This window comes from Cupriavidus sp. SHE (genome assembly GCF_000812445.1).
Taxonomy (GTDB): Bacteria; Pseudomonadota; Gammaproteobacteria; order Burkholderiales; family Burkholderiaceae; genus Cupriavidus; species Cupriavidus metallidurans.
Genome location: NZ_JWMB01000050.1, coordinates 39,777 through 53,433 on the forward strand (window position 1 = coordinate 39,777; position 13,657 = coordinate 53,433).

Sequence of the window (13,657 nt, forward strand, 5' to 3'; positions counted from 1 at the left end):
TCATGGCCTACGGCGCGCAGGATTGCCTGCTGGTGATCGATGTGCAGAACGACTTCATGCCGGGGGGCGCGCTGGCCGTGCCGCGCGGCGATGAAGTCGTGCCGATCATCAACCGGTTGGCGCCGGCATTCGAGCACGTGGTGCTGACGCAGGACTGGCATCCCGCCGGTCATGTGTCCTTCGCCACGAGCCATGTCGGTACCGCGCCGTTCCAGACCATGATGTTGCCGTATGGCGAGCAAGTGCTGTGGCCCGATCACTGCGTGCAGGGCACGCCCGGCGCCGCGCTGCATGCAGACCTGCGCATCCCGCACGCGCGGATGGTGATCCGCAAGGGTCACCACGCCAACGTGGACAGCTACAGCGCGTTCATGGAGGCGGACCGCACGACGAAGACCGGACTGGCTGGCTATCTGCGCGAGCAGGGCGTTCGCCGGGTGGTCTGCGTCGGGTTGGCAACGGATTACTGCGTGGCCTGGACCGCGCTCGACGCGCGCGCAGCGGGCTTCGAGGCGGTGGTCGTGGAAGATGCCTGCCGCGCGATCGATCTGAACGGATCGCTCGACCGGGCATGGCGAGAACTGGCTGCGGCCGGTGTTCGTCGCGCGACTGCCGACGCACTGCGGTCTGGTGCCGGTACGCACAATCCCTGGCTCCCTGAATCCTGAAGCGTCACGCAACGAAAGCCGAATACACCGAATATTTCTCGCAAGTTTGCAAGAGACACCAAGATACCGAGGAGCAACACATGAACGAGGCAGTCATCGTATCCACCGCCCGCACCGGGCTGGCCAAGAGCTGGAAGGGCGCTTTCAACATGACCCACGGCGCGACCCTGGGCGGTCATGCCGTACAGCACGCCATCGCCCGCGCGAAGATCGAAGCCGGTGAAGTGGAAGACGTGCTGATGGGTTGTGCCAACCCCGAGGGGGCCACCGGCGCCAACATCGCGCGCCAGATCGCCCTGCGCGCTGGTTGCCCGGTGACCGTGCCAGGCGCCACCGTGAACCGTTTCTGCTCGTCCGGCCTGCAGACCATCGCCATGGCCGCGCAGCGCGTGATCGCCGATGAGGGCGACATCTTCGTCGCTGGCGGCGTGGAGTCGATCTCGTGCGTTCAGCAGGACATGAACCGCCACATGATTCAGGAAAGCTGGCTGAACAAGAACAAGCCGGAGATCTACTGGAGCATGCTGCAGACCGCCGAGAACGTGGCCAAGCGCTACAACATCGGTAAGGATCGCCAGGACGAGTACGGCGTGCAGAGCCAACTGCGTGCCGCCGCTGCCCTGGAAGCCGGCAAGTTCAAGGACGAAATCGTGCCGATGACGGTGCTGGCAGGCGTGGCCGACAAGGCCACCGGCCAGCTGATGACGAAGGAAGTCACGATCGACGCCGACGAAGGTATCCGTGCCGACACCACGCTGGAAGCCGTGTCGAAGATCCGCACGGCCATGCCGGGTGGCGTGATCACCGCCGGCAATGCCTCGCAGTTCTCGGATGGCGCCTCGGCAGCCGTCGTGATGAACGCACGCGTGGCCGCCGCCAAGGGTCTGCAGCCGCTGGGCGTCTTCCGCGGTTTTGCCGTGGCGGGTTGCGAGCCTGACGAAATGGGTATCGGCCCGGTGTTCGCGGTGCCGAAGCTGCTGAAGAAGGCTGGCCTGAAGGTTGACGACATCGGTCTGTGGGAACTGAACGAAGCGTTCGCCGTGCAGGTGCTGTACTGCGCCGACAAGCTGGGCATCCCGATGGATCGCCTGAACGTCAACGGCGGCGCGATCGCCGTGGGTCACCCGTACGGTGTGTCGGGCGCGCGTCTGGTCGGCCATGCGCTGATCGAAGGCAAGCGCCGTGGCGTCAAGTACGTCGTGGTGACGATGTGCATCGGCGGTGGTCAGGGTGCCGCCGGCCTGTTCGAAGTGCTGTAAGGCATCTCGGGCGCACACTGTATTCCCCCTCTCTCATGCAATGGGAGAGGGGCGGGGGAGCGGGCTTTTCGGTTCAGGCGGCAATCCGTCTCAAGCCGCGCCGCAGCGCCTGCTCCCCCAACCCCTCTGCCGCTTGGCGGGAGAGGGGCGCTTTTCCCTCACCGCATACTGAAGGCCAAGCCGCCTTTCGTTTCAGCCCGGAGCTTCCTATTCCATGTCGCTGATTCTTTCCCGTCGTGACCTCAACTTCGTTCTGTACGAATGGCTCAAGGCCGAGGAACTGACACAGATTCCCCGATTTTCCGATCACTCGCGCGAGACGTTCGACGCCGCGCTGGATACGTGCGAGAAAATCGCCACCGATCTGTTCGCCCCGCACAACAAGAAAAGCGATGCCCAGGAGCCGCATTTCGATGGCGAGACGGTCACGATCATTCCCGAAGTCAAGACCGCGCTGAAGGCCTTCTGCGAAGCGGGCCTGATGGCCGCCGGCCAGGACTATGAGTACGGCGGCATGCAGTTGCCCGTCACGCTGGAGAAGGCCGCGTTCGCCTACTTCAAGGCCGCCAACGTTGGCACGAGCTCGTACCCGTTCCTGACGATCGGTAACTCGAACCTGCTGCTCACGCACGGCACCCCGGCACAGATCGATACGTTCGTACGCCCCGAACTGGAAGGTCGCTTCTTTGGCACGATGTGCCTGTCGGAACCGCAGGCGGGCTCGTCGCTCTCGGACATCACCACCCGCGCCGACTACGAAGGCGAATCGCCGTTGGGCCAGCAGTACCGGCTGCGCGGCAACAAGATGTGGATCTCGGCGGGCGAGCACGAGCTCTCGGACAATATCGTCCACCTCGTGCTGGCCAAGATCCCGGGCCCGGATGGCAAGCTGATCCCGGGTGTGAAGGGTATCTCGTTGTTCATCGTGCCGAAGTACCTCGTCAATGAGGATGGCTCGCTGGGCGAGCATAACGACGTCGTGCTGGCGGGCCTGAACCACAAGATGGGCTACCGTGGCACCACCAACTGCCTGCTGAACTTCGGCGAAGGCATGAAGTACCGCCCGAATGGCAAGGCCGGCGCGATCGGCTATCTGGTCGGCGAAGCGCACAAGGGCCTGGCCTGCATGTTCCACATGATGAACGAGGCGCGCATTGGCGTCGGCCTCGGCGCCGTGGCACTTGGCTATACCGGTTACCTCCACGCGCTGGACTACGCGCGCAATCGTCCGCAGGGCCGCCCGGTGGGCCCGCAGGGCAAGGATCCGGCGAGCCCGCAGGTCAAGCTGGTCGAACATGCCGACGTCCGTCGGATGCTGCTGGCGCAAAAGAGCTACGTCGAAGGCGGTCTGGCGCTGAACCTGTACTGCGCGCGGCTGGTCGACGACGAGCATGCCGCCAAGGCGGCCGGCGAGGGCGAGCGGCAACGCGAACTGTCGCTGCTGCTGGATATCCTCACGCCGATCGCCAAAAGCTGGCCGTCGCAGTGGTGCCTGGAAGCCAATAGCCTGGCCATCCAGGTGCATGGCGGGTACGGCTACACGCGTGAGTACAACGTCGAACAGTTCTATCGCGACAATCGCCTCAATCCGATCCACGAAGGCACGCACGGTATTCAGGGTCTGGACCTGCTGGGCCGCAAGGTGGTGATGCAGGACGGCGCCGCATTCCAGTTGCTCGGCAAGCGCGTGCAGGACACTTGCCGGCGGGCGCAGGCCACGGGTGACAAGACGCTGGGCGAGCAGGCCCGCGCGCTTGGCGCTGGCACCGCGCGCCTGGCCGAGGTCACGCGCACGCTGTGGGCAGCCGGAGATTCGAATGTCACGCTGGCTAACGCATCGGTATACCTGGAGGCATTTGGCCATGTCGTCATGGCGTGGATCTGGCTTGAGCAGGTGCTGGTAGCGCATGCTGCGCTGTCGAACGCCAAGGGCGAGGATGCCGATTTCTATCGCGGCAAGCTGGCTGCGGCAGCGTTCTTCTTCAACTTCGAGTTGCCGAAGGTGTACCCGCAACTCGACCTGCTTGCATCGCTCGATCGTACGACGCTCGACATGCAGGACGCCTGGTTCTGAACGCAAGCCGCTAAGAGGCAATTCTGGCGTCTAGCCAGAGCCGCTTTGCTTCGTTTTTATAGCGGCGAAGAAGGATAAAACGGGAGACAACATGAGGACCATCCAGCAATTGTTCGACCTCAAGGGCCGTACAGCGCTGATAACTGGCGGATCGCGCGGCCTGGGGCTGCAGATTGCCGAAGCACTTGGTGAACAGGGCGCCCGCGTGGTGCTGTCGGCCCGCAAGGCCGATGAACTGCAGGCCGCGCAGGAACACCTGAAGTCGCGTGGTATTGCGGCGGAATGGATCGCCGCGGATGGCTCGCGCGATGCCGAAATTGCCCGGCTGGCCGACGAGGCGCTGGCGAAGCTCGGACACGTCGATATCCTCGTCAACAACGCCGGGGCTACCTGGGGCGCGCCGGCCGAGGATCATCCGGTCGAGGCCTGGGACAAGGTGATGAACCTGAACATCCGCGGCCTGTTCCTGCTGACGCAGCGGATTGGCAAGCTGTCGATGATTCCGCGTCGCAGTGGCAGGATCATCAACGTCGCGTCGATCGCGGGCCTGGCCGGGAACCCGCCGGGTTCGATGGAGACCATTGCCTACAACACGTCGAAGGGCGCCGTGGTCAACTTCACGCGCACGCTGGCAGGCGAGTGGGGCGAGCACAACATCACCGTCAACGCGCTGGCTCCGGGCTTCTTCCCGTCGAAGATGACGCAGGGGTCGCTGGACCGCATGGGCGTGGACAAAATGTGCGAAGGGGTTCCGCTGCATCGCCTGGGCGATGGCGACGATCTGAAGGGCGCGGCACTGTTGTTTGCCTCGGATGCCGGCAAGCACATCACCGGCCAGATCCTGGCGGTAGATGGGGGCGTCAGCGCAGTCTGATCACGCGCGGCTGCTTCCCTTTCCAGCATGCGGGAAAGGGAAGCAGACAAAGAGCATAATTGCGCAATCTGTTTTTCACTGCCCCCAAGGATATGACGCAACGCCAACTCACCATCCCATTCCTCGCTGATCTCGGCGTACTCTGCAATTTCATGGAGAACGGCCGCAGCGAGATCGAACTCGACCTGCAGAAGCGCCACCAGAACAGCTGGGACATGGCCCACGGTGGTGTGACCATGACCCTGCTCGACGTGGCGATGGCCATCGCCGGACGTTCGTTGGATGCCGAAGGCCGTGGCGTGGTCACGATCGAAATGAAGACGAGCTTCATGGCCCCCGGGCGCGGCAAGGTGTTCGCGCGCGGCCTGGCCGTGCATCGCACCTCGACCATGGTGTTCTGCGAGGGCGAGATTGTCGACGCGGAAGGCAAGATCGTCGCCAAGGCATCCGGGACATTCAAGTACATCAAGCGCGTGCCACCCAAGCGGGAATCCGGCGCGGCCGATTCGGGCGCGGACGGCTGATCCCGTCGCGCCAGCGCAATACCTCTCTAACCTCAAACGAGCGAAGGAACCGATCATGTCGAAGCAAACGTACAAGCGTATCGTCCTGGCTTCGCGCCCGGAAGCAGCGGTCACCCCCGACAATTTCCGCATCGAGGAATTGCCGGTGCCCGAACTGGCCGATGGCCAGGTGCTGGTGCGCAATCATTTCCTGTCGCTCGACCCGTACATGCGCGGGCGCATGAGCGATAGCAAGTCGTACGCCGACCCGCAGCCGCTCAATGAAGTGATGATCGGCGGTACCGTCGGCGAAGTCATCGCCAGCAAGAATCCCAAGTGGAGCGTCGGTGACAAGGTCATCGGCATGTTTGGCTGGCAGGAGCTTGGCGTGAGCGACGGCGGCATGATGCAGAAGGTCGACACCACGCACATTCCGCTGTCCGCCTATCTGGGTTCGGTGGGGATGCCGGGCGTGACGGCCTGGTATGGCCTGAACAAGATCATCGCGCCGAAGGCCGGCGAGACGGTCGTTGTCAGCGCGGCGTCTGGCGCGGTGGGTAGCGTGGTGGGGCAGCTTGCCAAGCTGGTCGGCTGCTACGTGGTAGGCGTGGCCGGCGGCAAGGAAAAGTGCGACTACGTGGTCAACGAGCTTGGCTTCGATGCCTGCGTGGACTACAAGGCCGCCAAGGACGCGAAGGAACTGTACGCGATGGTCAAGGCGGTCACGCCGAAGGGCATCGACGGCTACTTCGAGAACGTTGGTGGAGACATCCTCGACGTCGTGCTGTCCCGCCTGAACCCGTTCGCGCGCATCGCGGTTTGCGGTCTGATCGCTGGCTACGACGGCCAGGACATGCCGATTCGCAATCCGCGCGCGATTCTGGTGGCGCGCGCGAAGATCGAGGGCTTTATCGTGTCCGAGCATATGGAACTCTGGCCGCAGGCACTGCGGGAACTGGGTACCCACGTCGCGCAGGGCAAGATCAAGTTCCGCGAGAGCATTGCCGAAGGTCTGGCCAGCGCTCCCGAGGCATTCATCGGGCTGCTCAAGGGCAAGAACTTCGGCAAGCAGCTCGTGAAGCTGGCATAAGGCCGCCTTCGACGCAGTACACCCCCGCAAATAGACAAAGAAAGCACAGGAGACAACCATGAATGCCCCGCAAGCCAAGGATGAGATCGGCGCCGGTCTCTCGGAAGAGGTCAAGGCCCGCTATCGCAACCTGCCGCGCCCGCCCCAGTTCGCCACACCGGCCGAGGAGCGCCTGCATCGCAAGCAGCGGCTGGCGGCAGCATTCCGGTTGTTCTCCAAGTTCGGTTTCGACGAAGGCGTGGCCGGCCATATCACCGCGCGCGATCCTGAGTTTGGCGATACCTTCTGGGTCAATCCGTTCGGCGTGCATTTCAGCCAGGTCAAGGTGTCGAACCTGATCCGCTGCGACCACCACGGCAACGTGGTGGAGGGCGACTATCCGGTCAACGCCGCCGCATTCGCGATCCACTCGCGCGTGCATCAGACCCGCTCGGATGCCGTGGCCGCCGCGCACTCGCACAGTACCTTTGGCCGTGCGTGGTCGACGCTCGGGCGCAAGCTCGATCCGCTGACTCAGGACGTCTGCGCCTTCTACAACGACCACGCGCTGTATGACGATTTCGGTGGCGTGGTGGTGGAGCTCGACGAAGGTCAGCGTATTGCCAACGCGCTAGGCGACAACAAGGCAGCGATCCTCCAGAACCACGGCCTCCTGACCGTCGGCAAGACCGTCGACGAAGCCGCGTGGTGGTTCATCACGATGGAGCGGTCGTGCCAGGTGCAGTTGCTGGCGGAGGCCGCGGCTGCGCGTACCGGTGACGTGCCGAAGGCGATCAGCGACGCCGCCGCACGTCAGGCGTACTCGATCGTCGGTACGTCGCAGGCGGGGTGGTTCCAGTTCCAGCCGCTCTATGCGCGCATCGTGAAGGAGCAGCCGGACCTGCTCGACTGATTCCAACGGGAGGCGCGGATGCCCGACATCATTCTTCATCAGTACGCCACGTCGCCTTTCTCGGAAAAGATCCGCCTGCTGCTCGGCGCGAAGGATCTGTCCTGGTGCGCGGTGGAAATTCCACCGATCCTGCCAAAACCAGATCTGGTCGCGCTGACCGGCGGGTACCGGCGCACGCCGGTCATGCAGATCGGCGCCGACATCTATTGCGATACGGCGCTGATCTGCGAGGTTCTGGACCGGATGGCGCCGCTGCCGCCGCTGTATCCGCCCGACCAGGCGGCGGCGTCCCGCGTCATGGGTGCCTGGTTCGACAGCGCGTTGTTTACGGCGTCGGTCACCTACACCATGCAGCCTGCTGGCATGCAGGCCATGCTCGCGCATCTGACGCCGGACCAGATCAAGGCCTTCGTCGCCGATCGAAAGGCCATGCGTGGCGATACCAATGCGCTACGTATGCCACTGCCTGAAGCCGACGCGATGCTGCACGAGACCTTCGCGCGGCTGCAGGAACAGTTCGCGGCCGGCGTGCTCCATGTGGCTGGCCCGATGCTGTCAGTGGCAGATTTCTCGCTGTACCACAACATCTGGTTCATCCGCCGCGCCACGGCACTGGCCGCGATCCTCGATGCCTATCCGCTGGTCAAGGAGTGGTATGCGCGCATGCAGTCCTACGGACACGGCAAGGTGCGCGTGATACCGGGCGAGGATGCGCTGGCCGAGGCACTTCACAATGATCCGTTGGCGCATGACACGACGATCCAGCCGGATAGCGGATTCGCCGCCGGTGATGCGGTGACCGTTACGCCAACTGACTACGCGAAGGATCCTGTGGCCGGAGTGCTCATGACGCTTTCCGCCGATGTGGTCACGATCCGCAGGCAAGACCCGCGCGCGGGCGCCGTCAACGTGCATTTCCCGCGGCAGCATTACCAGGTACAAGCGGCATAGGCATAGGCACAGCCCATCCAGACAAGAACTACGAACACTACGAACGACAAGTAGAGGGAGACGTTTCATGAAGCAGTTCGAAAGCAAGGTGGCAGTGATTACCGGCGGTGCTTCAGGATTCGGCAAGGAGTTCGCGCGAATCGGTGCGTCGCTGGGCATGAAGCTGGTGCTGGCGGACGTCCAGGAGGACTCGCTGGACAGCACCGTGGCCGAATTCAAGTCGCAGGGCGCCCAGGTAATCGGGTTGCGCACGGACGTGTCGAAGGCCGAGGAAGTCCAGGCGCTGGCCGATGCCGCGATGACGGCGTTTGGCGAGGTCAACCTGCTGTTCAACAACGCCGGTGTGGGCGCGGGCGGCCTGATCTGGGAAAACACGCAGAAGGACTGGGACTGGGTGCTCGGCGTGAATCTCTACGGCGTGGTCAATGGCGTGCGGATCTTCACGCCGCTGATGCTGGAGGCGGCCCGCAAGGACCCTGGCTATCAGGGGCATATCGTCAATACCGCGTCGATGGCGGGCCTGCTGAATCCGCCGGCCATGGGCGTGTACAACGTCTCCAAGCATGCGGTGGTCGCGTTGTCCGAGACGCTCTACCAGGATCTGAGCCTGGTCACGGACCAGGTGCATTGCTCGGTGCTGTGCCCGTTCTACGTGCCCACCGGCATCAGCCAGTCGCAGCGTAACCGGCCGGCCAATATGGCCAACGATCAACCGCCCACGCGCTCGCAGCTGGTGTCGCAGGCGCTGTCCGACAAGGCGGTCAGTTCGGGCAAGGTCAGTGCGGCCGACGTGGCGCAGATGACGTTCGATGCGATCCGCGAGGATGGCTTCTATATCTACTCCCACCCGCAATCGCTGGATTCCGTCCAGCGGCGCATGGAGGAGATCGTCAACCAGCGCAATCCGGGCGATCCGTTCGGTGACAAGAGCGAAGTGCGGGCGGGCCTGATCGCCGCGCTGCGCGGCTGAGCTGGCCAGGAACTTGCGTACACGAACACGAACAGGACGAACCGGACAACCGATATGGCCGAGACCGCCAGGGAGACCATGATGACTGCACCCGCCGTGATCCACCACCGGCAGTTTGCGAACCTGCCCAACGGCACGCGCTTGCATTACGCGAGTGCGGGCGAGCAGGGCAGGCCGCTGATCCTGTTCGTGCACGGTTTTCCGGAGTTCTGGTACGAGTGGGAAAACCAGCTCGCAGAGTTCGGCCAGACGCATTTTGCGGTTGCGCCGGACCTGCGCGGGTTCAATCTGTCCAGCAAGCCTGCCGATGTGGCAGCGTACAAGCCCAAGCATCTGGTCGAGGATCTGGTGCAGTTCATCCGCGTGCTGGGCTATGAGCGGTGCGTCATCGTCGCGCATGACTGGGGCGGCGCGCTCTGCTGGAACCTGGCGGCGCAGTTCCCGGAAGTGGTCGAGCGGCTCGTGATCATCAACTCGCCGCATCCCTATGTGTTCGCGCGGGCGTTGGCGAGTGACCCGGCACAGCAGCAGGCCTCGGCCTATATGAACTGGCTGCGCAAGCCGGGTTCAGAACAGGCCATGGCCGCCAACGACTTCGCATTGCTGGAAAAGATGCTGACCGGCGATGCCTCCACGGTGCCGGCGTGGTTCGTGGGTGAGACTCGCGCGAAGTATCACGCGGCGTGGTCACAACCGGGCGATGGCGGCTCGCATTCGCTGACTGGCGGTGTCAATTACTACCGGGCATCGCCGATGCACCCGCCCTTGCCGGGAGAACCGGCGCCCGACATCTCGCGCCTCGATCCATCTGCGTACATCGTGCGGGTGCCCACGCTGGTTATCTGGGGCGAGAGCGACCGGGCGCTGCCGAAATCGCTGGTCGACGGGCTGGAGGAATTCGTGCCGGACATGCGGCTCGAGCGCATTCCGGAGGGCACGCACTGGATCATCCACGAACAGCCGGAGCGCGTGAACCTGCTGATCCGCAGTGCGTTGCCCTAGTCCCGTAGCTTCCCGGTCCTGTCGCCGGGCTTAGCTCAAGCGCTCCCGATAGAGCCGATAGTTCTCGTCATCGAAGCAGACGAAGGTGACCTGCTCGATCGACGGGGACTTCGGCAGTGCCTCGCGCACCGCGGCAATGGCGATGTCCACGGCCCGCTCACGCGGGAAGCCATAAATGCCGGTACTGATGTTCGGAAATGCCACCGTGCGCAGATTGTGCTCGCCCGCCAGACGGATGCTGTTGCGGTAGGCGCTCGCCAGCTGCGTCTCCTCTTCCTTGCCGCCACCATGCCAGACCGGCCCCACGGCGTGGATGACATAGGGTGCTGGCAGCCGGCCTCCGGTGGTGATCACGGCTTCCCCGGTCGGGCAGCCGCCTTGCGCATCACGGATCGCGCGGCACGCGTCCATGATGGCCGGGCCACCCGCGCCATGAATCGCGCCATCGACGCCACCACCGCCCAGCAGGCCGCTATTGGCCGCGTTGACGATGGCATCCACTTCCATACGGGTAATATCGCCGTGCACGACCTGCAAGTGTTCCCCTGTCATGGTGTCTCCTGGTCTCCGGGTTTGGGGCGGCCATGACATGGCGCCCGTTCTCAAGCATACGCCGCGAAACGGCGTTTCGCTGTGTGGCCGATCATCGCGCAAAAGGTGTGTCTGTGCGAGGATAAACGCTTGAATACGTAATGCTGCTCTACGGAATCACTGGCATGATATGGAAATCGAACGACCGTTCAGAAATAGAACACCCGTACATGCCCGCGCAGCCGTTGGATTCTCAGGTCGCCCAGTTGCTCGACCTGATCGCGCGAGCAAAGCGGCCGGCCATCCATACGATGGACCCGGTTGACGCCAAGATCGCGTACGAGAAGAGCGCGCCGATTCTGGACCTGTCGCCCGCGCCAGTGCACGGCGTGGAGGATTTTCAGGTGACCGCGCGCGACGGCCATGCCATTCCGGTGCGGCTTTACTCACCGCGCGAGGCAAGCTGGGCCGATCCGCTGCCGCTTCTGGTGTACTTCCATGGCGGTGGTTTCACGGTGGGCAGCGTCAACTCCCATGATTCGCTGTGCCGGATGTTCTGCAATGGCGCGGAGTGCCTGGTGCTGTCGGTCGATTACCGGCTGGGCCCGGAGTGGAAATTTCCGGTGGCCGCCAACGATGCTTTCGACGTCCTGCACTGGGTGTTCGAGGAAGCCGCGCGCATTGGCGCCGACGCCACGCGTATCGCGCTGGGCGGCGACAGTGCTGGTGGAACGCTGGCGGCGGCTTGCGCAGTAGAAGCCAGGGACCACGGATTGGCGCCGGTGCTGCAGATGCTGATCTATCCGGGCACCTGCGCGCGGCAGGATACGCCATCGCATCGTGCGCTGGCCGAGGGTTATCTGCTGACCGCCGAGATGATCCAGTGGTTCTTTTCGCAGTACCTGGATTTCGACGCCAGCCGTGACGACTGGCGGTTTGCTCCGCTGGACGGGGGCGGCGAAGGTGCCGACGTGCGGGACTGCTGCCCGGCCTGGATTGCGGTGGCCGGCTACGATCCGCTCCATGACGAGGGCGTGGCCTATGCCGCGAAGCTGAAAGCAGCGGGGGTGGTGGCCAGCCTGACCGACTACCCCACCATGATTCACGATTTTTTCAAGCTCGGACGTTTTATCGGCGCGGTGGCAGGCGCCCATGCGGATGCCACGGCCGCTCTGCGAAGGGCGTTCGGGATATAGGGCCCCGGCCTCGCGCCATTGGGCTCTTTCGAGTATCTGACCCGTTCATAGAAAAACGGGCGGGAAGCCCCGATTCACGATTCAAACCAAGTCGCAATCGCGCATTCTTGTAGCAGAAGGAGACTCAACACATGCAACGCCGCCAATTTATCGCTCGCGCCAGCCTGCTCGCCGCCACTCTCGCGGCCGGCTTTGCCGCCATGCCGGCTCACGCCCAGGCGGACAAGTTCCCGCAACGTCCGATCCGTCTGGTCGTTGGTTATACCGCCGGCGGCTCGACGGACATCCCGTTCCGTGTGCTGGCCGAGAATGCATCGAAGATCCTGGGCCAGCCCGTGATCGTCGAGAACAAGCCCGGCGCCGGCGGCGTGCTGCCCGCGCAGATGATGCAGTCGACCCAGCCCGATGGCTACACGCTGGCCCAGGTGTCCATGCCGGTGTTCCGTCTGCCGTACACCACCAAGATCAACTGGGATCCGGTCAAGGATCTGACCTACGTGATCAACCTGGCGGGCTACTCGTTTGGCCTGGTTGTGCCGGCCGATTCGCCGATCAAGACGATGCAGGACTACATCGCCTACGCCAAGGCCAATCCGGGCAAGCTGACCTACGGTTCGCCGGGCACGATGACCACGCTCCACCTGACCATGGAAGACCTGGCCATGCGCCAGGGCGTGCAGTTCTCGCATATTCCGTACAAGGGCAACTCGGAATCGATGCAGGCGCTGCTGGGTGGCCACGTAATGTCGGTGGCGGATACCCCGGCCTGGGCCCAGTACGTGGAATCCGGCAAGCTGCGCCTGCTGTCCACCTGGGGCGAGAAGCGCTCGCCGCGCTTCCCGAACGTTCCGACGCTGAAGGAACTGGGCATGGGCATCGTCCAGGCTTCGCCGTTCGGTCTGGTCGTCCCCAAGGGCACGGACCCGGCGATCGTGAAGAAGCTGCATGACGCGTTCAAGAAGGCCATGGAGATGCCGAACTACCGCGAATCGCTGGCCAAGTTCGATATGGAGCCGAACTACATGAGCAGCAGCCAGTATCAGGCGTTTGCCGCCGATACGGTCAAGCGCGAACGCGCGATCATCGAGAAACTGGGCCTGGGCAAGGGTCAGTAAGGTACGTAGAACACGGGCGTCCCACGGGGCGCCCGTTCATCTGGAGCTTCGCCCCCCATGGCCAAAGAGGATTTTCATCTCAGCATGCCGTTGCGCGTGCGCTGGGCCGAGGTCGATCCGCAATCGATCGTCTTCAATGCCCACTATCTGACTTACTGCGATATCTGTTCGACCGAGTACTGGCGCGCGATTGGCGTGCGCTATCCGGAGGACTTGTTGCGCGCCCACGGCGTGGACATCTTTGTGGTCAAGTCCACGCTGGAGTACCACGCATCGGCACGGTTTGACGAGATGCTCGATATTCGCGGCCGCATGGCGCGGCTGGGCCGGTCGAGCATGGTGTTCCGCGTGGAAATGTATCGCGGCGACGAGCATCTGATCACCGGGGAGGTGGTCTATGTCTGCGCCGATCCGAAGACGCAGAAATCGGCGCCAATCCCGGCATCGGTGCGGGAGCGGATCGAAGCGTGGGAGACTGTGAAGCCTGCTGCGTGAGTTGGGATGATGTTTGATGTGCTTGCCCTCTGCCGCG

General features: G+C 63.7%; 14 protein-coding genes. 13 read left to right on the top strand and 1 reads right to left on the bottom strand.

Annotated elements, in window-relative coordinates; genetic code table 11:
* Positions 1–2 precede the first annotated feature (2 nt).
* The 10 genes from pncA (at position 3) to RN01_RS24130 (ending at position 10,283) form a co-directional block, all read left to right on the top strand.
* Complete coding sequence (gene pncA, locus RN01_RS24085; protein WP_017513995.1) at positions 3–668, top strand: bifunctional nicotinamidase/pyrazinamidase; 666 nt, start codon at positions 3–5, stop codon at positions 666–668.
* A gap of 80 nt (positions 669–748) precedes the next feature.
* The gene (locus RN01_RS24090; RefSeq protein ID WP_008650233.1) at positions 749–1,927 is read left to right on the top strand and encodes an acetyl-CoA C-acyltransferase; all 1,179 of its coding nucleotides are present in this window, start codon (positions 749–751) and stop codon (positions 1,925–1,927) included.
* 214 nt (positions 1,928–2,141) lie between these two features.
* Positions 2,142–4,001 carry an acyl-CoA dehydrogenase gene (locus RN01_RS24095; protein ID WP_024569842.1) on the top strand — a complete coding sequence of 620 codons (1,860 nt, stop codon included), beginning with the start codon at positions 2,142–2,144 and terminating at the stop codon, positions 3,999–4,001.
* A gap of 91 nt (positions 4,002–4,092) precedes the next feature.
* Positions 4,093–4,875 carry an SDR family oxidoreductase gene (locus RN01_RS24100; RefSeq protein ID WP_024569841.1) on the top strand — a complete coding sequence of 261 codons (783 nt, stop codon included), beginning with the start codon at positions 4,093–4,095 and terminating at the stop codon, positions 4,873–4,875.
* 92 nt (positions 4,876–4,967) lie between these two features.
* Complete coding sequence (locus tag RN01_RS24105) at positions 4,968–5,399, top strand: PaaI family thioesterase (RefSeq protein WP_024569840.1); 432 nt, start codon at positions 4,968–4,970, stop codon at positions 5,397–5,399.
* 55 nt (positions 5,400–5,454) lie between these two features.
* Positions 5,455–6,468 (top strand): NADP-dependent oxidoreductase, encoded by a 1,014-nt coding sequence (locus tag RN01_RS24110; RefSeq protein ID WP_017512497.1) that lies wholly within the window; start codon positions 5,455–5,457, stop codon positions 6,466–6,468.
* A gap of 58 nt (positions 6,469–6,526) precedes the next feature.
* On the top strand, positions 6,527–7,360 hold the full coding sequence (locus RN01_RS24115) for a class II aldolase/adducin family protein (protein WP_008650227.1): 834 nt from the start codon (positions 6,527–6,529) through the stop codon (positions 7,358–7,360).
* A gap of 18 nt (positions 7,361–7,378) precedes the next feature.
* Entirely contained in the window at positions 7,379–8,311 is a 933-nt protein-coding gene (locus RN01_RS24120; protein ID WP_017512496.1) for a glutathione S-transferase family protein, read from the top strand.
* Between the two features lie 67 nt (positions 8,312–8,378).
* Positions 8,379–9,281: an SDR family oxidoreductase gene (locus RN01_RS24125; RefSeq protein WP_008650224.1), complete on the top strand. Its 903-nt coding sequence runs from the start codon at positions 8,379–8,381 to the stop codon at positions 9,279–9,281.
* Positions 9,282–9,362: 81 nt separating this feature from the next.
* Positions 9,363–10,283 (top strand): alpha/beta fold hydrolase, encoded by a 921-nt coding sequence (locus RN01_RS24130; RefSeq protein WP_017512495.1) that lies wholly within the window; start codon positions 9,363–9,365, stop codon positions 10,281–10,283.
* 30 nt (positions 10,284–10,313) lie between these two features.
* Here RN01_RS24130 and RN01_RS24135 read toward each other — a convergent pair whose 3' ends face one another.
* The gene (locus RN01_RS24135; RefSeq protein WP_017512494.1) at positions 10,314–10,835 is read right to left on the bottom strand and encodes an O-acetyl-ADP-ribose deacetylase; all 522 of its coding nucleotides are present in this window, start codon (positions 10,833–10,835) and stop codon (positions 10,314–10,316) included.
* Between the two features lie 164 nt (positions 10,836–10,999).
* Between RN01_RS24135 and RN01_RS24140 the strand changes: the two genes are divergently transcribed.
* The 3 genes from RN01_RS24140 to RN01_RS24150 all read left to right on the top strand — a co-directional run bounded on the left by RN01_RS24140 (position 11,000) and on the right by RN01_RS24150 (position 13,620).
* Complete coding sequence (locus RN01_RS24140; RefSeq protein WP_051068971.1) at positions 11,000–12,010, top strand: alpha/beta hydrolase; 1,011 nt, start codon at positions 11,000–11,002, stop codon at positions 12,008–12,010.
* A 131-nt stretch (positions 12,011–12,141) separates the two neighbouring features.
* On the top strand, positions 12,142–13,125 hold the full coding sequence (locus tag RN01_RS24145; RefSeq protein ID WP_011516572.1) for a tripartite tricarboxylate transporter substrate binding protein: 984 nt from the start codon (positions 12,142–12,144) through the stop codon (positions 13,123–13,125).
* A gap of 57 nt (positions 13,126–13,182) precedes the next feature.
* Entirely contained in the window at positions 13,183–13,620 is a 438-nt protein-coding gene (locus RN01_RS24150; RefSeq protein WP_017512492.1) for a YbgC/FadM family acyl-CoA thioesterase, read from the top strand.
* The last annotated feature ends 37 nt before the right edge of the window (positions 13,621–13,657 follow it).

What these genes read in the sequence shown, in the direction of transcription:
- RN01_RS24100 (WP_024569841.1), top strand. Translation starts at nt 4,093, where the DNA reads ATGAGGACCATCCAGCAATTGTTCGACCTCAAGGGCCGTACAGCGCTG.
- RN01_RS24125 (WP_008650224.1), top strand. Translation starts at nt 8,379, where the DNA reads ATGAAGCAGTTCGAAAGCAAGGTGGCAGTGATTACCGGCGGTGCTTCA.
- RN01_RS24115 (WP_008650227.1), top strand. Translation starts at nt 6,527, where the DNA reads ATGAATGCCCCGCAAGCCAAGGATGAGATCGGCGCCGGTCTCTCGGAA.
- RN01_RS24140 (WP_051068971.1), top strand. Translation starts at nt 11,000, where the DNA reads ATGATATGGAAATCGAACGACCGTTCAGAAATAGAACACCCGTACATG.
- pncA (WP_017513995.1), top strand. Translation starts at nt 3, where the DNA reads ATGGCCTACGGCGCGCAGGATTGCCTGCTGGTGATCGATGTGCAGAAC.
- RN01_RS24145 (WP_011516572.1), top strand. Translation starts at nt 12,142, where the DNA reads ATGCAACGCCGCCAATTTATCGCTCGCGCCAGCCTGCTCGCCGCCACT.
- RN01_RS24090 (WP_008650233.1), top strand. Translation starts at nt 749, where the DNA reads ATGAACGAGGCAGTCATCGTATCCACCGCCCGCACCGGGCTGGCCAAG.
- RN01_RS24135 (WP_017512494.1), bottom strand. Translation starts at nt 10,835, where the DNA reads ATGACAGGGGAACACTTGCAGGTCGTGCACGGCGATATTACCCGTATG.
- RN01_RS24150 (WP_017512492.1), top strand. Translation starts at nt 13,183, where the DNA reads ATGGCCAAAGAGGATTTTCATCTCAGCATGCCGTTGCGCGTGCGCTGG.
- RN01_RS24095 (WP_024569842.1), top strand. Translation starts at nt 2,142, where the DNA reads ATGTCGCTGATTCTTTCCCGTCGTGACCTCAACTTCGTTCTGTACGAA.
- RN01_RS24130 (WP_017512495.1), top strand. Translation starts at nt 9,363, where the DNA reads ATGACTGCACCCGCCGTGATCCACCACCGGCAGTTTGCGAACCTGCCC.
- RN01_RS24105 (WP_024569840.1), top strand. Translation starts at nt 4,968, where the DNA reads ATGACGCAACGCCAACTCACCATCCCATTCCTCGCTGATCTCGGCGTA.
- RN01_RS24110 (WP_017512497.1), top strand. Translation starts at nt 5,455, where the DNA reads ATGTCGAAGCAAACGTACAAGCGTATCGTCCTGGCTTCGCGCCCGGAA.
- RN01_RS24120 (WP_017512496.1), top strand. Translation starts at nt 7,379, where the DNA reads ATGCCCGACATCATTCTTCATCAGTACGCCACGTCGCCTTTCTCGGAA.